Annotated in this window: 23 protein-coding genes; 12 read left to right on the plus strand and 11 right to left on the minus strand. The window is 66.0% G+C overall.

Features of this window, described 5'->3' with window-relative positions:
• Window positions 1-5 precede the first annotated feature (5 nt).
• The 5 genes from FQU96_RS08485 to FQU96_RS08505 are packed head-to-tail and all read left to right on the plus strand — an operon-like array spanning window position 6 to window position 4,684.
• Window positions 6-1,265, plus strand: a complete 1,260-nt coding sequence (locus FQU96_RS08485; RefSeq protein ID WP_146540427.1) for an ABC transporter substrate-binding protein — start codon at window positions 6-8, stop codon at window positions 1,263-1,265.
• 15 nt (window positions 1,266-1,280) lie between these two features.
• The gene (locus tag FQU96_RS08490) at window positions 1,281-2,183 is read left to right on the plus strand and encodes a branched-chain amino acid ABC transporter permease (protein WP_146540428.1); all 903 of its coding nucleotides are present in this window, start codon (window positions 1,281-1,283) and stop codon (window positions 2,181-2,183) included.
• A gap of 5 nt (window positions 2,184-2,188) precedes the next feature.
• Window positions 2,189-3,184, plus strand: a complete 996-nt coding sequence (locus FQU96_RS08495; protein ID WP_146540429.1) for a branched-chain amino acid ABC transporter permease — start codon at window positions 2,189-2,191, stop codon at window positions 3,182-3,184.
• 1 nt (window position 3,185) lies between these two features.
• Window positions 3,186-3,959 (plus strand): ABC transporter ATP-binding protein, encoded by a 774-nt coding sequence (locus tag FQU96_RS08500; protein ID WP_255467903.1) that lies wholly within the window; start codon window positions 3,186-3,188, stop codon window positions 3,957-3,959.
• Window positions 3,956-4,684 (plus strand): ABC transporter ATP-binding protein, encoded by a 729-nt coding sequence (locus FQU96_RS08505; protein WP_146540430.1) that lies wholly within the window; start codon window positions 3,956-3,958, stop codon window positions 4,682-4,684. Before FQU96_RS08500 ends, FQU96_RS08505 begins: the two co-directional genes overlap by 4 nt.
• A gap of 43 nt (window positions 4,685-4,727) precedes the next feature.
• Here the strand turns inward: FQU96_RS08505 and FQU96_RS08510 are convergent, their stop codons facing one another.
• Window positions 4,728-5,774 carry an acyl-CoA desaturase gene (locus FQU96_RS08510; RefSeq protein ID WP_218574653.1) on the minus strand — a complete coding sequence of 349 codons (1,047 nt, stop codon included), beginning with the start codon at window positions 5,772-5,774 and terminating at the stop codon, window positions 4,728-4,730.
• 50 nt (window positions 5,775-5,824) lie between these two features.
• Complete coding sequence (locus tag FQU96_RS08515) at window positions 5,825-6,178, minus strand: metalloregulator ArsR/SmtB family transcription factor (RefSeq protein WP_146540431.1); 354 nt, start codon at window positions 6,176-6,178, stop codon at window positions 5,825-5,827.
• Window positions 6,179-6,418: 240 nt separating this feature from the next.
• Between FQU96_RS08515 and FQU96_RS08520 the strand changes: the two genes are divergently transcribed.
• Window positions 6,419-7,939, plus strand: a complete 1,521-nt coding sequence (locus FQU96_RS08520; protein ID WP_178130390.1) for an ABC transporter substrate-binding protein — start codon at window positions 6,419-6,421, stop codon at window positions 7,937-7,939.
• Between the two features lie 108 nt (window positions 7,940-8,047).
• On the opposite strand, the gene FQU96_RS08525 is transcribed toward FQU96_RS08520, so the two are convergent.
• Window positions 8,048-8,608, minus strand: a complete 561-nt coding sequence (locus FQU96_RS08525; RefSeq protein WP_146540433.1) for a papain-like cysteine protease family protein — start codon at window positions 8,606-8,608, stop codon at window positions 8,048-8,050.
• 218 nt (window positions 8,609-8,826) lie between these two features.
• On the opposite strand from FQU96_RS08525, the gene mddA reads away from it, so the two are divergent.
• Window positions 8,827-9,594 (plus strand): methanethiol S-methyltransferase, encoded by a 768-nt coding sequence (gene mddA, locus FQU96_RS08530; protein ID WP_146540434.1) that lies wholly within the window; start codon window positions 8,827-8,829, stop codon window positions 9,592-9,594.
• On the opposite strand, the gene FQU96_RS08535 is transcribed toward mddA, so the two are convergent.
• The 4 genes from FQU96_RS08535 to FQU96_RS08550 all read right to left on the minus strand — a co-directional run bounded on the left by FQU96_RS08535 (window position 9,557) and on the right by FQU96_RS08550 (window position 13,533).
• On the minus strand, window positions 9,557-10,567 hold the full coding sequence (locus tag FQU96_RS08535; RefSeq protein ID WP_146540435.1) for an ABC transporter ATP-binding protein: 1,011 nt from the start codon (window positions 10,565-10,567) through the stop codon (window positions 9,557-9,559). The two genes, mddA and FQU96_RS08535, sit on opposite strands and share 38 nt — an antisense overlap.
• On the minus strand, window positions 10,564-11,547 hold the full coding sequence (locus FQU96_RS08540; protein ID WP_146540436.1) for an ABC transporter ATP-binding protein: 984 nt from the start codon (window positions 11,545-11,547) through the stop codon (window positions 10,564-10,566). Before FQU96_RS08540 ends, FQU96_RS08535 begins: the two co-directional genes overlap by 4 nt.
• Before the next feature lie 205 nt (window positions 11,548-11,752).
• Window positions 11,753-12,619: an ABC transporter permease gene (locus tag FQU96_RS08545; RefSeq protein ID WP_146540437.1), complete on the minus strand. Its 867-nt coding sequence runs from the start codon at window positions 12,617-12,619 to the stop codon at window positions 11,753-11,755.
• On the minus strand, window positions 12,616-13,533 hold the full coding sequence (locus tag FQU96_RS08550) for an ABC transporter permease (RefSeq protein ID WP_146540438.1): 918 nt from the start codon (window positions 13,531-13,533) through the stop codon (window positions 12,616-12,618). Before FQU96_RS08550 ends, FQU96_RS08545 begins: the two co-directional genes overlap by 4 nt.
• 134 nt (window positions 13,534-13,667) lie before the next feature.
• On the opposite strand from FQU96_RS08550, the gene FQU96_RS08555 reads away from it, so the two are divergent.
• The gene (locus tag FQU96_RS08555; RefSeq protein WP_146540439.1) at window positions 13,668-13,892 is read left to right on the plus strand and encodes a hypothetical protein; all 225 of its coding nucleotides are present in this window, start codon (window positions 13,668-13,670) and stop codon (window positions 13,890-13,892) included.
• 117 nt (window positions 13,893-14,009) lie between these two features.
• Here the strand turns inward: FQU96_RS08555 and FQU96_RS08560 are convergent, their stop codons facing one another.
• From FQU96_RS08560 to FQU96_RS08575, 4 genes are read right to left on the minus strand one after another with little or no spacing between them, the layout of a single operon-like run.
• A complete protein-coding gene (locus FQU96_RS08560) occupies window positions 14,010-14,912 on the minus strand; it encodes an allantoinase PuuE (RefSeq protein WP_146540440.1) in 903 nt (300 codons plus the stop codon).
• Window positions 14,913-14,937: 25 nt separating this feature from the next.
• The gene (locus FQU96_RS08565; protein ID WP_146540441.1) at window positions 14,938-15,693 is read right to left on the minus strand and encodes an SDR family NAD(P)-dependent oxidoreductase; all 756 of its coding nucleotides are present in this window, start codon (window positions 15,691-15,693) and stop codon (window positions 14,938-14,940) included.
• A 33-nt stretch (window positions 15,694-15,726) separates the two neighbouring features.
• The gene (locus FQU96_RS08570; RefSeq protein WP_178130391.1) at window positions 15,727-16,617 is read right to left on the minus strand and encodes an oxaloacetate decarboxylase; all 891 of its coding nucleotides are present in this window, start codon (window positions 16,615-16,617) and stop codon (window positions 15,727-15,729) included.
• Window positions 16,541-17,488 (minus strand): GntR family transcriptional regulator, encoded by a 948-nt coding sequence (locus FQU96_RS08575; protein ID WP_146540443.1) that lies wholly within the window; start codon window positions 17,486-17,488, stop codon window positions 16,541-16,543. The genes FQU96_RS08570 and FQU96_RS08575 overlap by 77 nt, the downstream gene beginning before the upstream one ends.
• Before the next feature lie 138 nt (window positions 17,489-17,626).
• Here FQU96_RS08575 and FQU96_RS08580 point away from each other — a divergent pair, with 138 nt between their 5' ends.
• Genes FQU96_RS08580 through FQU96_RS08595 form a run of 4 tightly spaced genes read left to right on the plus strand, consistent with a single transcriptional unit; the run spans window position 17,627 to window position 21,136 of the window.
• Window positions 17,627-18,385, plus strand: coding sequence for an SDR family NAD(P)-dependent oxidoreductase (locus FQU96_RS08580; protein ID WP_146540444.1), 759 nt, complete (start codon window positions 17,627-17,629; stop codon window positions 18,383-18,385).
• Window positions 18,386-18,433: 48 nt separating this feature from the next.
• A complete protein-coding gene (locus FQU96_RS08585; RefSeq protein WP_146540445.1) occupies window positions 18,434-19,477 on the plus strand; it encodes an ABC transporter substrate-binding protein in 1,044 nt (347 codons plus the stop codon).
• 13 nt (window positions 19,478-19,490) lie between these two features.
• A complete protein-coding gene (locus tag FQU96_RS08590) occupies window positions 19,491-20,294 on the plus strand; it encodes an ABC transporter ATP-binding protein (protein WP_146540446.1) in 804 nt (267 codons plus the stop codon).
• A complete protein-coding gene (locus FQU96_RS08595) occupies window positions 20,291-21,136 on the plus strand; it encodes an ABC transporter permease (protein ID WP_146540447.1) in 846 nt (281 codons plus the stop codon). The genes FQU96_RS08590 and FQU96_RS08595 overlap by 4 nt, the downstream gene beginning before the upstream one ends.
• The last annotated feature ends 5 nt before the right edge of the window (window positions 21,137-21,141 follow it).

Raw genomic sequence — 21,141 nt, forward strand, 5'->3', positions numbered from 1 at the left:
AACCGATGAACAAGACCTTTTCGCGCCGCCGCCTGATCAAGGCTGCCGGCGCGTCCGCCGCCGTCGCGACAGCCGGCTTCCCCGCCATCCTCAAGGCTCAGGGCGGCGGCACGATCAAGATCGGCGTGCCCACGATCCTGTCCGGCCGCGTCGCCCTGCTGGGTACCAGCAGCGTCGGCGGTCTGAAGACGGTCTTCGACAAGGTCAATGCGGCGGGCGGCATCGGCGGCAAGAAGATCGAGACGGTGGTGCGCGACTCCAAGGGCCAGCCGCAGGAAGCCGCCAAGGTGACGCGCGACCTGATCAACAACGATGGCTGCCAGATCATCATCGATGCCGAGGCCTCCAGCGGCGCCTTCGCGGTGCACGAGGTGATCCGCGAAGTCGGCGTGCTGTGCATCCACACCAACTCCGAGACCACGTCGCTGACGGCGGATCCCAAGCTGCATGTACCGACGGCGTTCCGCACGGCGCGCCAGGGCATCCACGACGCGATCGGCGGCGGCGAGTACGCCGCCCGCATCGCCAAGGCCAAGAACCTCAAGAAGTGGGTGACCTGCTCGCCCGACTATGCCTACGGCCGCTCCAACACCGCGGAGTTCATGGAATATGCCAAGCACTTCGACGGCTCGATCCAGGTGGTCGAGGAGTCGTGGCCCAAGCTGTTCCAGCCCGACTACACCGAGGTGGTCACCAAGGTCCTGAATGCCAAGGCCGACGCCATGTACTCGGCCCTGTGGGGCGGCGACCTGGTGTCGTTCATCGACCAGGGCAACCTGTACGGCCTGTTCGACAAGCTGACCTGCTTCATGGTCAATCTCGGCGACTATGGCGTCGTCGACGAGGTGAAGCAGTTCCCCGAGGGCGTCCACTCGGGCGGCCGCTACAACCGCACCGTGCCGGCCACGCCGGAGAACGAAGCCTGGTATCAGGACTACGTGAAGATCAACAAGAGCAAGCCCACCAACTGGTCGTGGGAAAACGCGGTTGCCGCGCAGATGCTTGTCGAGGCGCTGACCAAGACCGCCGGCGACACCAACGGCAAGAAGCTGGCGGAGGTGATCAAGGGCATGACGATCAAGTCGCCCTGGGGCGCCGACGGAACGCTGACCATGCGGGCCGAGGACAACACGCTGATCAACTACATCATCGGCTATGGCCTGTCGCAGCCCAAGGAGCCGTTCATCAGCGCCTTCCAGTCGTCGAACTGGCAGGCGATCCTCGAGCTCGAAAAGCAGTGGAAGAAGAAGCAGGGCTACGCCTGATCTGGAAGCACCACCTTGGAAATCGACGCGCTGGCGCGCTGTTTCGGAACCGCGTCCTGCCTGGTGACGCAGCTCACCAGCGGGCTGATCATCGGCATGCTGTTGTTCTTGATCGCGTCCGGCGTGACGCTGATCTTCGGCGTGCTGAACATCATCAACTTCGCGCACGGCTCGCTCTACATGGCCGGCGCCTATGCCGCCTGGACTTTGTACCAGGTGACGGGCAGCTATTTCCTCTCGGCCGCGGGCGCCGCCGCCGTGGTCGGCATCCTGGGCGTCCTGTTCGAGCGCCTGCTGATGAGCCGGGTCTACGGCTCCAACGTGCTGATGCAGCTGCTGGTGTGCTATGCGGTCGTGCTGATCTGCGATGATCTGGTGAAGATCCTCTGGGGGCCCAGCTATCTGTCGATGGGCATGCCCAAGGAGTTCCGCCTGCCGCCTTATCGCATCTTCGGCGGCGTTGTGCCGCCGTTCTACCTGTTCATGATCGTGACCGCGATGGCGATCGGCATCGTGCTGTGGCTGGTCATCACCCGCACGCGTTTCGGGAAGATCGTACGGGCGGCGGCGATCAACGGCCCCATGGTGTCGGCGCTCGGCATCCGCGTGAACCTCTACTACGCCGCCGTCTTCGGACTGGGCAGCGCGCTCGCCGGCGTCGCGGGCGCGCTCGCCGCGCCGGTGCGATCGCTGACTCCCGGCATGGGCTTCTCGATCCTGATCGAGTCCTTCATCGTCACCGTGATCGGCGGCATGGGATCGATCGGCGGCGCCTTCCTCGCCTCGATCATCCTGGGGATGACGCGCGCCTTCGGCAGCGTCGGCTTCCCGCTGTTCGTCGACGGCGTGATGTTCCTGATGATGGCCCTGGTCCTGATCTTCAAGCCCAGCGGCCTGTTCGGCCGCGCACAAGGATAGCGCCCATGACCGGACGTTGGCGGGACCTCGGCTGGGCGGGTCTCGGGCTGGTGGCGCTGCTGCTGGTGGCCGTGGTCGACGCCCGGCCGGCGATCCGCGATTTCATCATGTTCGCCATGGCCTACGGGCTGCTGGCGATGTCGCTCAACCTGCTGATCGGCTACACCGGCCTGGTGTCGTTCGGGCATGCGATGTTCTTCGCCTCGGGTGCCTATGCCTTCGGGCTCGCCATGCAGTCCGGCCATTTCTCGGTCCCGGCCGCTTTCGTGTTCGCGATCGCACTGACCGCCGCTCTGGCCCTGGTCGTCGGCGCCATCTGCGTGCGCCTCAACGAGATCTATTTCGCCTTCCTGACGCTGGCGTTCCAGATGCTGCTCTACAACCTGATCCTGGGCTGGGTCTCGTTCACCGGCGGCGACCAGGGCTTGATGGGCGGTATCCCGCGGCCGAAATTCCTCGGCATCGATCTGGCCGACCGCTTGCAGCTCTACGTCTTCTGCTCGGTCGCGTTCGTGATCTGCATGGTGATCATGCGCCAGATCGTGACGTCGCCGTTCGGCTATACGCTGCGTCTGATCCGCGACAACCAGGATCGTGCCGCCTTCCTCGGCGTCGACGTGGTGCGCGTCAAGCTGGTCTGCTTCGTGATCTCGGCCTGCATCGCCTCTGTCGGCGGCATCCTGCTGGCGCTCTTCGTGTCGGGCGCCTACCCCAACTTCGCCTTCTGGACCACGTCGGGCGAATCCATCTTCATGATCATGCTGGGCGGCTCGCGCGTGTTCCTGGGGCCGCTGCTGGGCACGATCATCCTGCGCGTCCTGAACGACGTGACGGTGGTCTACACCAGCCATACCGAGCTGGTGCTGGGCATCGTGATCCTGATTTTCGTGCTGGGCCTGCGCAAGGGTGTCCTTGACCTGATCGCCGACCGGATCGAGACCCGCGAGCAGCAGAAGGCGTTCAGCCAGCGCGACGCCGCCGATGCCGGCAAGGCGTCCTGACATGGCGGCATCCGACGCCCTGCTCAGGATCGAGGGACTGAGCAAGTCCTTTGGCGGTGTCGCGGCCATGCGCGACGTGTCGCTGGCGTTCCCTGCCCGCTCGCTGTCGGCCGTGATCGGCCCCAACGGCGCCGGCAAGACGACATTCTTCAACCTCATCTCCGGCCGCTTCAAAGCCGATACCGGCCGCATTCTGCTCGACGGCGCCGACATCGTTGGCGCCAGCCGGCAGGAGATCGTGCGCCGCGGCATCGGCCGCGCCTTCCAGGTGGCAAGCCTGTTTCCGACCCTCACGGTGGCCCAGGCGCTCGCCGCATCGGGTCATGCGCGCCAGCGCAGCGAGACCCGCAAGCTGTCGCAGTTCCCCTCGCCGCCGGCGACCGAAGCGGCGCGCGAGGTGATGGCGCAATTGAACCTGACACGGGTGGCCGACGTGCTGAGCAGCAACCTCAGCCACGGCGATCAGAAGCTGCTCGACATCGGCTTGGCCCTGATGCTGCAGCCGCGCGTGTTGTTGCTGGACGAGCCGACCGCCGGCATGGGACCGGAGGAACGCTGGCAGATGATCGAGACCGTGCAGCGGCTGTGGCGCGAGCGTGATCTGACGTTGATCTTCATCGAGCACGACATGGATATCGTGTTCAAGGTCGCCGAGACGGTGCGCGTGCTGTCCTATGGCGCCGTGCTGGCCGAAGGCACGCCCGACGAAATCCGGCGCAATCCGGCCGTGATCGAGGCCTACCTCGGCAAATCGGCGCAGGGAGCGACCGCATGAGCGCACCAGCCGCCGATGCGCCGATCCTGAGCGTCGCCAACATCGACGTCTTCTATGGTGCCAGCCAGATCCTGTTCGGCGTGTCGCTGGATGTCGAACGCGGACAGTCGTTGGCGCTGCTGGGCCGCAACGGCGCCGGCAAGAGCACGACCATGAAGGCCATCATCGGCTTGGCGCCGCCCCGTGCCGGCACGATCAAGGTGCGCGGCCAGGAGATGCAGCGCCGTTCGGCCGACCAGATCGCACGTGCCGGCATCGGCTTCGTGCCCGAGGACCGCCAGGTCTTTCCCGAACACTCGGTCGAAGACAACCTGCTGATCGGCGCCAAGAAGAGCGCCGAGGGCCGGTCGGACTGGACGACGGCGCGGATCTACGACGTATTCCCGATCCTGGCCGGCATGCGCGGCCGCATGGCCGGACGCCTGTCGGGCGGCGAGCAGCAGATGCTGACCATTGCCCGCACGCTGATGGGCAATCCCGACGTGCTGCTGCTGGATGAACCAAGCGAGGGCCTGGCGCCGATCATCGTCGAGAAGATCGGCGAGCTGGTAAAGCAGCTGCGCCAGATGAACGTCACCTTGATCGTCGCCGAGCAGAACATGCATTTCTGCCTCGACATCGCCAGCCACGTCGCCGTGATCGACAAGGGCCACATCGTCTACCGCGACTCGATCGAGGGCCTGACGGCCAACGACGAGGTGAAGCGGCGCTATCTCGCGGTGTAGCGATCGGCCTTAGCGAACTCTCCCGTCAGCCTCGTACCTGCTGTCATCCCGAGCGCAGCGAGGGATCTTTTGACGCACCGCACGCCATCTTCAGAAGATCCCTCGCTACGCTCGGGATGACAGTTCCCGATGCGCGAACGTCGCACCATCGGCACGGGCGGGCTACCGGCTTGGCCGCGTCGTCGAGCGCAACGAGTTCGGGGCGGGCCGGCAGGTCCTGCGGCAGGCGCAGATTCCACACCAGGCCGAGACGGTGCAACGCGACCAGCAGCCACCAGCCTGGATCCCACTCGCCCGGATGCAGTCCCAGGCGGGCCGAACCGGGATAGGCATGGTGATTGTTGTGCCAGCTCTCGCCCATGGTCAGCAGCGAGGTCAGGCGGATATTGCGCCCCTGCACGGCGGCACCTCGCACTTCGTAGTGCATGTCGCCATGGTTGTGGGCGAAGTAACCGATCAGCCAGTGGCCGAATACGCCGGCCGTCACGCGCGCGCAGGTACCCCAGAACACGAAGGCCCAGCCACCGCAGGCGTACAGCAGCAGCGCCGGCGGCAATTGCTGCAACATCCATGTCCGTTCGAGGAACCGGTAGAAGCGATCCTCGGCAATGCGCGGTTCGAGCGCGAGCGCCGGCGGCCGCACCAGGCGCAGATCGCAATGCAGTTGCCACCATGCGTCCTTCCAGAACGCGCTGCCGTGGCGCAGGTAGTCGTGGCAGACCGTCAGCCGCTGCGCATAGTCGCGCAGGTCGTGCTGGCGCAGCAGGCCCAGCGGCCCGGCCAGCCCGACCTGCACGCCGCAATAGACCAGCACGTATTCCAGCCACTTCGGACACTGGTAGCTGTCATGGATCAGCTTGCGGTGGCTACCCAGCGAATGCCCCAGCAGCAGAACGGCACCCGTGCAGACGACAAAGACCAGGAAAGCCGCCCAGGTGAACGTCAGGGCGCCGCCCACCACGGCGGCAACCGCCATGCCCGTGAACCAGGCCGACTTGACCGGCGAGAAGCGCACGTCACCCAGCACGACGTCATCGACATGGTCCGTGCTGACCCGGTGAGTCTTCAGGCTGTCCGCAACCCTCTGCATGGCACCACCTCCTGCTCGGGCGGATCGTGTGGATCGTGTGGACACTGATTTCAGGCTGATGATGGACTGCGTCTTGCCGCTGCGGATGGCGCCCTCTTGCGCGCGATCGAGCGGGACTCGCGTTTCAACGGTCGTCCCACCGGGCACAATTCGAAGGCGTAGCCGGTCAGACTGTTGACCAGGCTGTCGGCATTGAGCCTGTAGAACACGAACTGGCCGCGCCGTTCGCTCATCACGAGACCGGCGTTCTCGAGAACAGACAGATGCCGCGACACGGCGGGCGCGCTCATGGCGAAGCGTTCCGCGAGGTCGGATGTACTGAGCTCGGCCTCCGACAGGTAGGCGAGAATCTGCCGGCGCGGCGCGGACGCCAGGGCGTCAAAGATTTTTCCGAGATCCGACATCTTCAATGATTAACTAATTTGTTAATTCATTAAACGACAAGGAAGTCCCCTGTCAATGCCTTGCCGCGGGTGCGATCGGGCGTCATGCCCCTGCGCCAGGCAAGGTCAAATCACGGTATCCGGCGTATTGGCTCACCTCCCGCCTACGCGGGGAGAGGTGAAACAGCAGCATCCTTGCGAGCCTTGTGACAACCCGCCTATGCTCCGGCCCGGGGTGATAGCCGGAGGATTGAGATGACCATGAGGAGAATGCTCCGCGGGCTTGCGATTGCGGCCGCGGTGGGGCTGACAGCGGGCAGCGCGGCGGCGCAGAAATCGGCCGATACGCTGCGAATCCTGTTTCGCGATGCCGTGCCCAACATCGAGCTCTACTTCAATGCCCAACGCACCGGACTGATCCTGTCGCACCTGGCATGGGACACGCTGGTGCACCGCGATCCCGTAAGTTTCGATCTGAAGCCGGGGCTGGCCACCGACTGGAAGCTGATCGAGGACAACAGCATCGAGTTCACCCTGCGTCAGGGTGTGAAGTTCCACGACGGCAGCACCATGACGGCCGACGACGTGGTCTACACCATCAACTTGGCGGCCGATCCCAACAGCAAGGTGGCGACGCCGTCCAATTATTCCTGGATCGACAAGGCCGAGAAGATCGACGACTACAAAGTGCGCGTGAGGCTCAAGAAGCCGACACCGGCGGCGCTGGAGTATGTCGCGCTGGTGCTGCCGATCAATCCCAAGGCCTACCGTGAGAAGGTCGGCGCCGAGGCGTTCTCGCGCGCGCCGGTGGGTACCGGCCCCTACAAGATCGTCAAGCTCGAACAGGCGAAGGAAGTGCATTTCGAGCGCTTCGCCGACTACTACAAGGACAGCCCCAAGGGCATGCCCAAGATCGGCAAGCTGTTCGTGCGCTTCGTGCCGGACGCAGCCACCGAGATGACTGAGTTGCTGGCCGGTCGCGCCGACTGGATCTGGAACCTCAATCCCGATCAGTTCGACAGCGTCAACAAGATGCCGACCCTGCAGGCGTTGCGCTCGGAATCGATGCGCATCGGCTACATGTCGATCGACGCCGCCGGCCGCAGCGGCGCCGACAACCCGCTCACCAAGCTCAAGGTGCGCCAGGCCATCTGGCATGCCATCGACCGCGAGACCATCGCCAAGCGCCTGGTCACCGGCGGCTCGCGCGTACCGCCGGCACCCTGCTATCCGACCCAGTTCGGCTGCGACGGCGATATCGCGGTGAAATATGACTACGACCCGGCCAAGGCGAAGGCCTTGCTGGCCGAGGCGGGCTACCCCAACGGTTTCGATACCGAGCTGGTGAGCTACATCCTGCCGCAATGGACGGCATCGGTGCAGAGCTACCTGCAGGCTGTCGGCATCCGGGCGAAGGTGAGCCAGCTGCAGGTCGCGGCCGCCATCCAGCGCGCCTGGCGCGGCGAGAACCCGCTCTATCTCGGCAGCTGGGGCAGCTACTCGGTGAACGACGTGTCGGCCATCATGCCCAACATGTTCGGCGGCGGTAACGACGACTATGCGCGTGATCCGAAGCTGCAGAAGCTGCTGGAGGAAGGCGGCACGGCCAACGATCCCGCCAAGCGCAAGGCAGCCTATTCGGCGGCCATCAAGCTTGCCACCGAGCAGGCCTACTGGGTGCCGCTGCACACCTACGTCTCCACCTTCGGCTTCGTGAAGACGCTGGACTTCAAGCCGTTCGCCGACGAGCTGCCGCGCTTCTACCTGTACAGCTGGAAATAGCTGCTACCTCGCGAGCACAGGCAAACCTGGGAGCGCGGGCGTCCCGCCCGCTCATCCTCCGGCGCTACGCACCGGTGCGGGCCAGAGGCCCGCGCTCCCAGGGGCGCATTACGGCAGTTTCCAGTTCTTTTTCATGTATTGGAACCAGACCTCTTCACGCTCCGCCCAGGCCACCAGCATGCTTTTGGAGTCCTGGAAGTAGTCGATCGGCTTGCCGATGTTGCCGGGATGCCAGGGGTCCATGTACCTGACGGCGCTATGGCTGGTGTAGGCATCGTCGATACCGTAGATCACCACGACATGGCCCATCTGGGTCGTCGTTTCGGAATTGCCGCCGAAAGCGCACCATAGATAGCCTTTGCCGGCGAGCTTGCGGTGGATGTAGGCGCCGGTGAAGACGATCTTCGGCTGCAGCAGCACGTCAAAGCCCATCTGCAGATCGAAGACGATCCGGTCCAGGCCGGATTTCAGCAGCCCGCCGCTGGCGTGGACGTGGTCCTTGTAGTGGATGGCGAGATCCTTCTGCGAAAGGCCCGCGGCCAGCGACGTGAAGATCGTTTTCGGCTTCTGCGCGGCAATCCAGCATTCCAGGGCCGCCGCCCAGCAGTTCGGATTCTTCTTGTTCTGCGCCACGACCCTTGGCGCGCCTTTGGCATACGTCAGCGCCACCGTCTACCCCCTTGGGAAAAGCCGCCACGGTCCATTGTGCCCGCCGGCGCGCGAAGCCGCGTCAACCCTAAGGTTGACGTCGGTGACTTTCGGGCCGCGTCCTTAAGCGGAACCCAGGATGCTGTGGTGCAGGAAAGCTTCGCTACCAAATGGGAGTATCGCCGGCCAATCGATGCCCGCACGATCGGCGACAAAAGCGCCACACAGAGGAGGTTGCCATGGCAGGCATGCTGGGCGTGCTTTATGGCCTTGTCGCCTACGCGTTCTTCTTCGTCACCTTTCTGTACGCCGTCGGTTTCGTCGGGAACCTGGTCGTGCCCAAGTCGATCGATTCCGGGCCGCCCGCCCCACTGCTGGAAGCTTTGGTGGTGAATATCGCGTTGCTGGGCCTGTTCGCCGTACAGCACAGCGTCATGGCACGGCCCGCCTTCAAGCGCTGGTGGACGCGCCTGGTGCCGAATTCGATCGAACGCAGCACCTACGTGCTGCTCGCCACCGCGGCGCTCGCGCTGTTGTGCTGGCAATGGCGGGCCATGCCCGATCCGGTCTGGACCGTCAGCCATCCGCTGGGCGTGGCGGCGTTGACAGCGATCTTCTGGCTGGGTTGGATCGTGCTCTTGATCAGCACCTTCCTGATCAGCCACTTCGAACTGTTCGGCCTGCATCAGGTGGTCGCAAGCCTGCTGAAACGGCAGTCGCCCCCGCCTGTCTTCAGGACGCCGCTGTTCTACCGGCGGGTCCGCCACCCGATCTATCTCGGCTTCCTGCTCGCCTTCTGGGCGACGCCCGTGATGACCGTCGGTCACCTGCTGTTTGCGATCGCAACCACGGGCTACATCCTGATCGGCATCTTCCTGGAAGAGCGCGACCTGGTGGACCTCTTCGGTGATCAGTACCGCGACTATCGGCGACAGGTCGCCATGCTCGTTCCGCTACCCGGCCGCCGATTCATCGATCGCCCAGGCCGGCCACCAGGCGGTCCTTGACCTGCAGGTTCACGGCAGCGCCTGGCGCGAGATGGCATTCGACGATGCCGGTCGGCCGCTGCGTCAGACCCGGTGCCTCGTGTCGGCAACGATCGATGACGACCGGACAACGCGGATGAAACCGGCAACCGCTGGGGATGTTGGCCGGATCGGGCAGGCTGTCGCCCAATCCGACATCGGGCACGCCCAGGCCCGGCTCCGGCGTCAGCACCGAGGCCAGCAGCGCCCGCGTGTAAGGATGCTCGGGCGTGCGGAACAACGACTCCGTCTCGGCGCGCTCGACGATGCGGCCGAGATACATCACCGCCACCTCCGTCGCGACATGCTCGACGACGGCGAGGTTGTGGCTGATGAACAGGTAGGTGAGGTTGAAGTCGCGCCGCAGCTCGGCCAGCAGGTTCAGGATCTGCGCCTGCACTGAGACGTCGAGCGCGCTGGTCGGCTCATCGCAGACGACGATGCGCGGCCGCAGGATCAACGCCCGGGCAATGGCCACGCGCTGGCGCTGGCCGCCGGACAGCTGCGCCGGCAGGCGGTCGCCCATGTCGCGCGCCAGGCCGACCCGTTCGAGGATGGCATCGACACGGCTGGCAACCTCGGCCCGGGACACGCCGCCCTGTGCCGCCAGCGGCAAGCCGACGATGTCGCGCACGCGCCGCCGCGGGTTGAGCGACGCGAACGGATCCTGGAACACCGGCTGGATCAGGCGGGCGCGGGCGCGCCGGTCCATGTCGGTGATGCGCTGGCCGTCGACGAAGAGTTCACCCGACGTCGGCGGCAGCAGCCCCAGGATCAGGCGCGCCAGGGTCGACTTGCCGCACCCCGACTCGCCCACGACGCCCAGCACGCTGCCCGGCGCCACGGCGAACGACACATCGTCAACGGCCACGATATTGCGGTCGGCCGACAACAGGCCGCCGCGCACCCTGAACGTGCGCCGTACCGAGCGCACCTCGATCGCGGCGGCAGTCATGGCGATGCTCCGTCGCGAGCCCAGTCCGGCGGCAGGCGGCAGAGGAACTCATGGCCTGTACCGGCCGAATGGCGCGGAATGGCGGCCGTGCAGGTCGCATCGGCATGGGCGCAACGGTCGCGGAACGCACAGCCGGCGAAGCCGAGTTGAATGCGGGGCACCACGCCCGGGATGGAACCCAGCGGCTGGTCACGCCGGACTTTGCCCGGTACCGGCACGCACTCCAGCAGCCCGCGCGTATAAGGGTGACGCGGGTTGGCGAACAGGCTGGCCGTCGGTGCGCTCTCCACCACCTCGCCGGCGTACATCACGGACACGTGGTGCGCCACGCGCGCCACGACACCCAGGTCGTGCGTGATCAGCAGGATCGATAGGCCAAGATCGCGCTGCAGGTTCGCCAGCAAGCGCAGGATCTGCGCCTGCACCGTGACATCCAGCGCCGTCGTCGGCTCGTCGGCGATCAGCAGTTCCGGATCGCACATCAGCGCCATGGCGATCATCACGCGCTGGCGCAGGCCGCCGGAAAGCTGATGCGGAAACTGGCCCAGCCGCATGCCGGGCGCCGTGATGCCGACGCGGCCCAGCAATTCGGCGGCGCGGTCCAGTGCCGCGCGGCGCGTCACCTTGCGATGGCGGCGCAGCACCTCGGCCATCTGCGATCCCACCGTGTAGGCGGGATTGAGACTGGTCATCGGCTCCTGGAAGATCATGGCCATGCGATTGCCGCGCAGGTGGGCCATGTCCTTGTCGGACAGGCGCAGCAGGTCGGCGCCATCGAACGCCAGGCGATCGGCCGATCGCTGGCCACCGCGCGCCAGCAGGTTCATCACCGCCAGCGCCGAGACCGACTTGCCGCATCCCGATTCACCGACCAGGCAGTGGGTTTGCCCGCGGTCGACCGTGATGGAAGCGCCGCGCACGGCAGCCGCCCGCCCGCCGAACTCGACGCGCAAACCCTCGATGTCGAGAAGAGCGGTCATGTACCAGGCCTCTCCCGCAAGCGGGAGAGGGAGGGGCCCATGGCGCGCAGCGTCATGGGAGGGTGAGGGCCCGTAGACGCGATGCGGAGCCCTGAAGCCCTCACCTCGGTATATCGGCCGGAGGCCGATGTACCTGACCGCGCGCCGTGCGCGCGTCGACCTCTCCCGCTTGCGGGAGAGGTGAAAAGCCGGTGCGCCCGCACCCTCACGTATCCGTCCCCGTGCCGAACAGGTCGCGCAGGCCATCGCCCAGCAGGTTGATGCCCAGCACCAGCACGAACAGGGCGATGCCGGGAATGACGATCACCCATGGGCTGAAGAACATGTACTCCTTGGCCTCGGCGATCATCAGCCCCCATGACGGCAGCGGCGGCGGCACGCCCAGGCCGAGGAACGACAACGCCGCCTCCAGGAGGATCGCCAGCGCCACCTCCAGCGTGGCCACGACCACGAGGTGGCTCGCGATGTTGGGCAGCACCTCGCGCAAGAGGATATGAAAGCGGGAACAGCCGGCGCACCAAGCCGCGGACACGAAGTCGAGGTTGCGCACCTGCATGGTGGTGCTGCGGGCCACGACCGCAAAGCGATCCCATAACAGCAGGCCCAAGGTCAGCACCACCAGGGTCAGGCTGCTGCCCAGCAAACCGACCACCGCCAGCGCCACCAGCACGACCGGGATCGAAAGCCTGCACGTGATGGCGAACAGCACCGCATCGTCGATCCGCCCGCCGGCGAAACCGCCGAGAATACCCAGCGAAATGCCGATCAGGCCCGACGTCACCACGGTGAGCACGCCGATCAGCATCGAGATGCGGGCACCATAGATCAGGCGCGAGAGGTAGTCGCGGCCCAGCCCGTCGGTGCCGAGCAGGTGCTGCGGATTATGCCCTTCGGCGATCCAGAACGGTGTCGCCAGTCGCTTGTTGAGATCCTGTGCGAAGGGATCGTGGGGCATGATCAGCGGCGCGAACAGCGCGCAGAACAGCACCACGCCGACGATGGCGGCGCCGACCCAGGTCGCGGCCGACCGCCAGCCGCGGCGCGGGCCCGCCGATGCGCCAACGACACTCATGCCGAGCGCAGCCGCGGATCGAGCACGGCGTTCATGAGATCAGCCAGCATGGTGAGCCCGATATAGATCACTGCCAGCACCAGCACGACCGCCTGCACCACGGGAAAGTCGTTCTTGCCGATGCTTTCCCAGGCCAGGAAGCCCACGCCATGCAGGGCAAACACCGACTCGATCACGATCGAGCCGCCCAGCATGAAGCCGAGCTGCACCGCGGCAATGGCGACGACCGGGATCGCGGCGTTGCGCAGCGCATGCTTGAGCAGGATCGAAAGACGCGACAGGCCCTTGGCGCGCGCCGTGCGGATGTAGTCGGAGCTCAGGGCCTGGATCATGCCGCTGCGTGTCAGCCGCGTGAGGGCGGGAATGGCGGAGAAGGCCAGCACGATGCCGGGCATGACATAGTGCTCCCACGAGCCGGTGCCGGAGATCGGCAGCCAGCCCAGGTGCAGGCCCAGCGTGATCATCAGCAGCAGGCCGAGCCAGAAGCTCGGCATCGCCTGGCCGATCAGCGCCACGAACTGCACCGCGCGATCAAGGGCCGTGTTCTCGCGTACCGCCGCCAGGATGCCCAGGGGCAGCGACACCACCAGGGCGATCACCAGCCCGACCAGGCCGAGGGTCACCGTGACCGGCATGCGCTCGCCGATCAGGGACGCCACCCGTTGCTTGAAAAAGTAGCTTTCCCCGAAGTCACCCAGGGCGGCGCGGCCTACCCAGTCGAAAAACTGTACCACCAGCGGCCGGTCGAGCCCATAGGCGCGCCGCACCTGCTCGACGTCCTGCTGGGTAGCGTTGGGACCGGCGATGGAGATCGCGAGATCGCCCGACAGCCGCGTCAGCATGAAAGCCAGCGTAACGACAGTGGCGGCGACCAGGAGCGCGACGATGAGGCGGCGGACGAAAAAGCGCAGCATGCGGCGCGCAGCTTAGGGGCACCGACTCCCGGCCTGCAAGACCCTTGTACACCCGCAAACTGAGGACGCGCTTGCAAGCGACCGCGCGCTCGGGAATATTCAGTCGCGATTATCCGGCGATGAGGACACGATCGATGCGCGAGACGATGTTGCTGCTGGTGGCGGCTCTTTCACTGGCCGCCTGTGGCAGCACCATCCGGCCGGCCGGCACCGCGCAGGGCGGCGTCGTCACCCCGATCCTCGGCACCGACGACCAGCAGCTTCTGGCCGCCCAGGGGCATTGCGCCCGGTACCGCAAGAACGCCCGCATGAACCAGGCGATCGAGACCGGTAGCGTCATGTTCGACTGCACCCGGTAACCTGGGAGCGCGGACCGCTACTGCCGTCGTCCCGAGCGCAGCGAGGGATCTTCTGCAAGAGACGCACGGGTGCGCCTGCATCAAGAGATCCCTCGCTGCGCTCAGGGATAGCGGGCACTAGGGCTGCGGCGGATGGGTGGCGATCCAGTGCTCGGCGATATCCTTGCGGCGGGCAATCCAGATGTCCGGGAAGCCGCTGAGATGCTCCACGAGACGTTCCAGGGCCGAGGCGCGCGCCGGGTGACCGATGATGCGGGCGTGCAGTCCGATCGACAGCATCTTCGGCTGGGTGCGGCCCTCGCGGTACAGAACGTCGACGGCGTCGCGAATAAACTGGAACCAATCCTCGGCACGGCCGAAATTGCCGCGATAGAACATCTGGTCGTTGGTTGACATGGTGTACGGGACGACCAGATGCGGCTTGCCGTCGACGCGCGTCCAGTACGGCAGGTCGTCGGCGTAGGAATCGGAGTCGTAAAGAAAGCCGCCCTCCTCCACCAGCAACCGGCGCGTGTTCGTGCTGGGCGCGTAGCGACAATACCACCCGTACGGACGCTGACCGACCGTCTGCTGGAACGACGCGATCGACTTGCGGATCAGCTCGCGTTCCTCGGCCTCCGCCATATCGAAGTGGTTCATCCAGCGCCAGCCGTGGCCGGCCACGTCCCAGCCCGACTCGCGGATCGCGGCGGCGGCCGGTGGATTCTTTTCCAGTGCCATCGCACAGCCATAGACCGTCATCGGCATCCCACGATCGGTCATGATGCGATGCACACGCCAGAAGCCTGCCCGGCTGCCGTATTCGTAGAGCGACTCGGCACCCAGGTCGCGTCCCTTGATCTGCCGCGCCGCGCCACCATCGGTCAGCGTCGTTTCGCTGAACGAGTCACCGTTGACGACCGAGTATTCCGAGCCCTCCTCGTAGTTCAGAACGAAGTTGATCGCCAGACGGGCGCCGTTGGGCCACTTCGGATCGGGTGGACGGCCACCATACCCGACGAGATCGCGCTCGTGTGCCATCATCACCCTCCCTCACCACGCCAGGTCATTCGATCAGGTATCCACCGTCGACAACGATGGTGGTGCCGGTCGTCCATCGCGACTCGTCCGATGCGAGAAAGGCGATAGCACCGGCAATATCATCAGGCTGCCCCAGGCGACCGGCCGGAATGCGGGCCAATGTCCAGGCGCGTATGTCGCTATCGGCGAAACGCTGCTCGGTCATGCCCGTCACCACCGGACCCGGCGCCACCGCGTTGACGCGAATGGCATGCGGCGCCAGGTCCAGTGCCATGCCCATGGTCAGGGAGCGCAGCCCGCCCTTGGATGCAAGATAGGCGGTCTTGTTGCGGATGGCGGCGTGGGCGAGCTGGGACGTGACGAAGACGATGGACCCGCCGGTCTTCTGCTGCACCATCTGTCGCGCCGCCGCCTGGCCCAACGTGAACGCCGCGGTCAGGTTCGTGCCCACAACGCGGTCCCACTCCGCGCGCTCCAGATCGAGCACGCTCGCCGTCGTGGTCGTCCCGACGCTGTAGACGAGGACATCCAGATGTCCCACCGTTTCCAGCGTCTGCGCGAATGCTCGCGCGACGCTGTCCGGGTCGTTCACATCCAGGGACAATGACGCAGCACGCCCACCCCCGGCCTTGATCGCATCGGCCGTCGCGGCCGCGGCCGGCCCATTCCAGTCGGCGCACACGACGTGCGCACCCTCGCGCGCCAGCAGCGCAGCGCCCGCACCGCCGATGCCGCCACCCGCACCGGCAACCAGTGCAGTCCTTCCGGCAAGACGACTCATGGCGGCTCCTTGTGTTGGCGCGATCTGCGTTCGTTACGCCGAGGCGGCCCGTTCGACCGTTTTCTCTTCGATCTGATAGTAGGTCTCGAGTCCGATCAGGCGTTCGATCTCCAGACGCGCGGCGTGCGCCTGCGCCGGATCGATCCCGACCCGGCCGGTGTCGCGCAGGCGGCCCAGCAGATCGCGGACCGCGGTGTATCCCGTGATCGCGACGCTGATGGCATCGACGCAGGCGGCATAGCCCATGGCCTGCAGGTCGGCGATGCCATAGATCGGCCGTGCCGCCCGATTGCCGGTGCTGTTCACATAGACCAGGGGCACACCGCAGTCGCGCGGCGCCTGGCGCGCCTCGGCGTCGTTGTTGGGAAACAGCATGACCATATCGGCGCCTGCCTCGGCATAAAGCCGGGCGCGCCGCACGGCCTCATCATAGCCGTCGGTCTGCATGGCGTCGGTGCGCGCGATGATCACGAAGTCAGGGTTGCGCCGGGCCTCGACCGCGTACGCGATCTTGAGCGCCATCTCCTCGGCGGGGATGACATGTTCCTGATACTGGCGGTGATAGTGCGCGCGCTTGGGGAAGACCTGGTCCTCGACATGGACGGCGGCAACGCCGACCTGTTCCAGTTCGCGAATCGTGCGCATCGTGTGCAGCGGATCACCGAAGCCGGCGCCGCCATCGACGATGACCGGTATATCGAGCGCACCGACCATCCGCCGCGACGCCTCGACCACCTCGCTCATGGTCAGCAGCGGTTCGGTGATCCCGGTCTGGGCGCCCATCGCGTAGCCGCCCAATGCGACGGCCGCGAAGCCGGCGTCCTGGGCGATGCGCGCGAAGAACGGATCAGGGCACGACGGCGCGACGACCAGTTTTCGGCTTTGCAGATGCTGGCGCAGTCGCGCGGCGGGCGTGAGTGCCACTGGACTTCCCTCCCCTCTTTGAACTGTGCGCACGGGCTGATCCGCTCGTGGCAGGCTCTGCCTCGTCGTCGCCGCGGTGCTTGAACATCGCCTCCCGCTCCTTGGGCGACCGGTACGGTCCCTCGTCGCGGCGCGAAAAATAGATGACCTGTTGATATCGGTCGGTCCGGTACTCGACATGGGAGTACTGCAGTGCCCGGCCATTGCGCGCGAAGTGCGTGCGTTCAGCGACCAGCAGCGGATGCCCGGGAGCGACCCCCAGGACCTGCGCCGAGTGCGGATCAGCCGTCTTCGCCGACGCCACCTGCCGGGTGCGAAACGGCGGCAGGCCGCAATATTCCTCGATCAACAGCACCAGCGGCCGTTCGGCAAACAGGTGCTGCGGCAGGCGTGATCCGATCTCCTCCGGGAAAAAGAGATTGGAATAGGCAAAGGGTCCGTCGCGCGTCGAGCGCACGGCGCTCACGTGCAGCAGGCGTGCGCGCGGCGGCACGTCGAGCGTCGCCGCAGCGCGCGGACTGTTGCGGGCCGCAACGTAGCGCACCGCCTTCACGTCATAGGCGCCAGAGAAGCCGACATCGATGATGTCCTCTATGCCGCCGATGCTCCACTCGCCGCCGCCGGCACCGCCACGCTTGAGGAAAGTACCGCGCCCGGCACTGCGCTCGACCAAACCCTCGGCGACCAGGCACTGCAGCGCGGCGCGCACCGTGTGTCGGCTGACCTCGAACTCGGCAACCAGGTCGGCTTCGGTGGGAAGCGCCTCGCCGACCCGGTAGCGGCCGGATGCGATGCGCTGGCGCAGCACATCGAGGATGCGGGAGTAGATCGGTACGAATGCCGGGTTCATCAGCCCGCGGGCGTCCTTCATGCGCCACGCTTACCTGCGCGCTGGCGGCAGTGTCAATTATATTGTCCGAACAAATCAAATGTCCGGACAAATTTATTGTGCTGCCGCGATCGTTTGTGATAGATCGCCGCAGTTGAGTGAAGCGAAAGTCATCGACGCATGACCGGAAAGAGCCTCAGCGGCCGCATCGCACTCGTAACGGGGGCACAGCAAGGTATCGGCAAAGCCGCCGCGCTGGCGCTGGCCCAGCACGGTGCAGATGTCGCCGTCAATTATCTGGACAATTCAGATGAAGCGCAGCGCATCGCCGACCAGATCCAGGCCCTGGGCCGGCGCGCGATCATCGTGCAGGGTGACGTCTCCCGTCCGGCTGATGCCACGGCGATGGTCGACGCCGCCGAACGCGCGCTCGGACCCGCCGACATCCTGGTGAACAACGCCGGCGTCTTTCCGCGCGTCGCATTCCTCGACATGCGCGAAGCGGACTGGGACTTCGTGCTCGACATCAACCTCAAGGGCAGCTTCCTGTGCGCCCAGGCCGCGGCGCGGCGCATGGTCGCCGCCGGACGCCAGGGCGCCATCATCAACCTGGCCTCGGGCGCCATTCGCGGCGCGCGGCTGGGCGTGCACTACACCGCAAGCAAGGGCGCCGTCGTTGCCATGACGCGCGCCATGGCGCTGGAACTCGCCCCTCATGGCATCCGCGTCAACGCCGTGGCGCCCGGCCTGACGGACACGGCGCAGCCCCGCTACGAGCACAGCGAAGAGGCGCTTCAGGCCCTGGCGCAAGCCTTGCCGTTGGCCCGCCTGGGCAAGCCCGACGACATCGCCGACGCCATCGTGTTCCTGGCCTCGGCCAGCGCCAGCTTCATCACCGGGCAGACGCTGCACGTCAACGGCGGGGGCTACATGCCCTGACCGTACAACGACACATCATCGAGACGAGCATCAAGGAGGGAACGTCCCATGAAGGGCAACGATAAGGGTCGACGCATCACACGACGTCAGGCCGTGGGGGTCATGGGTGGTGCGCTGGGCGTGTCGCTGGCGGGCGGACACACCGGCTTTGCGCAGGCACCGGCGATCAAGAGTGGCGCCGACAAGGTCGTGTTCGGCATCGGGCTCAGCGCACCGTTCCTGCCCGAGCTTCCCTGGATCACCAAGGGCATTGCCGCCAAGCACGGCCTCAACGCCGAGTACAAGATCTTCGAAAGCGGCCTGGGCGGCGTCGAGGCGGTACTGACCGGCAACGGCCACGTCTGCATCGGCAGCGAAGTCTCGATGTCGCGGCCACGGCTCAGCGGCGCCAGCATCTTCACCGTGGCACGCTGCCTGGTGGCGCGCCGCGACCAGGGCATCGGCGTCGGCCCCAAGATCCGCGCGCCGCAGGACTTCAAGGGCAAGAAGGTGGCCGTCATTCGCGTGACGGGCGCGGACTATCTGTTTTCGCGCTTTCTGGAGCGCCACGGACTGCGCGAAGGAACCGGGCCCGACGAGGTCAACGCGCTCACCGTGCAGCCGGCGGAATGGATCCCGGCCATCCAGCGCGGCGACATCGATGCCTTCTTCGGCTGGGAGCCGTGGCTGTCGAAACTGCCGCAGATCGTCAAGGGCGCCAAGGTCTACGCCTGGGCCAGCGACGACGATCTCTATCATCAGTGGCTCTTCATCGGCTTCCGCGAGGACTGGGCACGCAAGAACCCCGAGCAGGCCGGCGCCACCTATGCCTCGCTGGCCGAGGCGACCGACTGGGTGAACGCCAACAAGGACGAGGCCACGCAGCTGGCCGCCAAGACGTTCCGACTCAATCTCGAGGATCTCAAGAACCAGGTGTCCGGCGTCGACTACGTGTTCGATACCAAGCGGGCGCACTATGACCGCTTCCGCGAGATGCTCGGCTGGGCGCAGCGGCGCAACTACATCAAGATCGACAATCTCGAGAAGTTCGTGCACGAGACCTACTATCCCGACATCGCCAAGAAGTACGCGCCGTCGCGCACCGACTTCTGAGCCGAGGTGCGCGATGGCGTCCGCCCCCAGCTACATTTCTTTCCGCGGCGTGGACTTCCAGTACACGTCGCAGGGCAAGAGTCCGACCTGGATCCTCAAGGATCTCAATCTCGAGATCGCGCGCGGCGAGTTCTACGTCCTGCTCGGCCCATCGGGCTGCGGCAAGACCACCGCGCTCACCCTGCTGGCCGGTTTCGAGCATCAGGCCGCCGGCACGGTGTCGGTTGACGGCCGCACCATCACCAAGCCCGGCGTCGACCGCGTCGTCATCTTCCAGGGTGACGACTCGCTCTATGGCTGGCTCACCGCCCAGGAGAACGTCGAGTTCGGCCTGAAAATGGCCGGCATGCCGGCCAGCCAGCGCCGCGAGAAAGCCTTGCGCCAACTGGAGTTCGTCGGCCTGAAGGGTCAAGGTCACAAGTTCCCCTCACAGCTCTCGGGCGGCATGAAACAGCGCATCCAGATCGCGCGTGCGCTGGTCTGCGACAGCCCGATCCTGCTGATGGACGAGCCGTTCGCGGCGCTCGACGCGCAAACGCGCGCGGTGCTGCAGGACGAGCTGACGGCGATCCAGCGCAAGATCGCCAGCACCGTGCTGTTCATCACCCACGATATCGGCGAAGCGATCATCCTCGCCGACCGCATCGGAATCATGCGCTCGGGCCCGGCGTCGGCCCTGAAGGAGGAGATCACGATCGACCTGCCGCGGCCGCGCCGCCGCGGCGATCCGGCATTTGGCGCGCTGTACGACCGTATCCACGCCACCCTGTCGGAGGAAGTCGACAAGGTGATGCGCCGGGAGCAGGCCGCCGCATGACCCTGGCGGCCGACAACCGATCGGGGCGCGTGGCGGGACTGGATCAGGCCCGGCCGGTGACCGCGCGCCCATGGTTCCTGCGTACCCGCGCGGCGCTCAGCCTGATGAGCCGGTACACGATCGCCATCGTCGTCATCGCCGGCGCCTGGCACGTCGCCGCCGAGCAGTTCGACTCCCCCATCCTCTTTCCGGGGCCACTGAAGACCCTGGACAAGGCCATCGAGCTCGTCAGCGAAGGGCGACTGCAGGGCGACATCCTGGCCAGCCTGCAACGCATCCTGGTGGGCTTCCTGGTGGGCAGCCTGATCGGTGCTGTCGTCGGCCTGGCCATGGGCTCGTTCCGCCTAGTGGCCGACGTCCTGCAGCCACTGGTCAATTTCGTGCGTTTCATCGCGCCGATCGCCTGGATCGGCACCGTCATGGTGTGGTTCGGCCTGGGCGAGGTCAGCAAGGTCGCGCTGATCATCTATGCCACCGTCTTCGTCGTAATGCTGAGCGCGATCGCCGGCGTCGCGTCGGTGCATCGCAACAAGATCCGCGCCGCCCAGTGCCTGGGGTCGACGCCGCGACAGATCTTCGTGTGGGTGACGTTGCCGGCAGCACTGAGCTTCATCCTGACCGGCATGCGGATGGCCATGATGAACGCCTTCATGACGGTCGTATCGGCCGAGATGATCGCCGCCGAATCGGGGCTGGGCTACCTGATCTACAATTCCCGGCAGTGGATGGAAACCGATTCCATTTTTGTCGGCATGCTGACGCTGGGCGTCGTGGGCCTGCTCACCGACCGGCTGTTCGTGCTGCTGACGCGAACCGCGCTGCGGCGGTTCAGCCAGCCGTGAGCCTG

The sequence above is a fragment of the Reyranella sp. CPCC 100927 genome (assembly GCF_007859315.1).
Taxonomy (GTDB): Bacteria; Pseudomonadota; Alphaproteobacteria; order Reyranellales; family Reyranellaceae; genus Vineibacter.

Coding starts and splice junctions, on each gene's coding strand:
- FQU96_RS08515 (WP_146540431.1), bottom strand. CDS start 6,178: ATGTCGGATCTCGGAAAAATCTTTGACGCCCTGGCGTCCGCGCCGCGC.
- FQU96_RS08545 (WP_146540437.1), bottom strand. CDS start 12,619: ATGAGTGTCGTTGGCGCATCGGCGGGCCCGCGCCGCGGCTGGCGGTCG.
- FQU96_RS08495 (WP_146540429.1), top strand. CDS start 2,189: ATGACCGGACGTTGGCGGGACCTCGGCTGGGCGGGTCTCGGGCTGGTG.
- FQU96_RS08505 (WP_146540430.1), top strand. CDS start 3,956: ATGAGCGCACCAGCCGCCGATGCGCCGATCCTGAGCGTCGCCAACATC.
- FQU96_RS08485 (WP_146540427.1), top strand. CDS start 6: ATGAACAAGACCTTTTCGCGCCGCCGCCTGATCAAGGCTGCCGGCGCG.
- FQU96_RS08535 (WP_146540435.1), bottom strand. CDS start 10,567: ATGACTGCCGCCGCGATCGAGGTGCGCTCGGTACGGCGCACGTTCAGG.
- FQU96_RS08555 (WP_146540439.1), top strand. CDS start 13,668: ATGCGCGAGACGATGTTGCTGCTGGTGGCGGCTCTTTCACTGGCCGCC.
- FQU96_RS08590 (WP_146540446.1), top strand. CDS start 19,491: ATGGCGTCCGCCCCCAGCTACATTTCTTTCCGCGGCGTGGACTTCCAG.
- FQU96_RS08510 (WP_218574653.1), bottom strand. CDS start 5,774: ATGCAGAGGGTTGCGGACAGCCTGAAGACTCACCGGGTCAGCACGGAC.
- FQU96_RS08560 (WP_146540440.1), bottom strand. CDS start 14,912: ATGGCACACGAGCGCGATCTCGTCGGGTATGGTGGCCGTCCACCCGAT.
- FQU96_RS08580 (WP_146540444.1), top strand. CDS start 17,627: ATGACCGGAAAGAGCCTCAGCGGCCGCATCGCACTCGTAACGGGGGCA.
- FQU96_RS08565 (WP_146540441.1), bottom strand. CDS start 15,693: ATGAGTCGTCTTGCCGGAAGGACTGCACTGGTTGCCGGTGCGGGTGGC.
- FQU96_RS08550 (WP_146540438.1), bottom strand. CDS start 13,533: ATGCTGCGCTTTTTCGTCCGCCGCCTCATCGTCGCGCTCCTGGTCGCC.
- FQU96_RS08585 (WP_146540445.1), top strand. CDS start 18,434: ATGAAGGGCAACGATAAGGGTCGACGCATCACACGACGTCAGGCCGTG.
- FQU96_RS08500 (WP_255467903.1), top strand. CDS start 3,186: ATGGCGGCATCCGACGCCCTGCTCAGGATCGAGGGACTGAGCAAGTCC.
- FQU96_RS08540 (WP_146540436.1), bottom strand. CDS start 11,547: ATGACCGCTCTTCTCGACATCGAGGGTTTGCGCGTCGAGTTCGGCGGG.
- FQU96_RS08520 (WP_178130390.1), top strand. CDS start 6,419: ATGAGGAGAATGCTCCGCGGGCTTGCGATTGCGGCCGCGGTGGGGCTG.
- FQU96_RS08575 (WP_146540443.1), bottom strand. CDS start 17,488: ATGAAGGACGCCCGCGGGCTGATGAACCCGGCATTCGTACCGATCTAC.
- mddA (WP_146540434.1), top strand. CDS start 8,827: ATGGCAGGCATGCTGGGCGTGCTTTATGGCCTTGTCGCCTACGCGTTC.
- FQU96_RS08595 (WP_146540447.1), top strand. CDS start 20,291: ATGACCCTGGCGGCCGACAACCGATCGGGGCGCGTGGCGGGACTGGAT.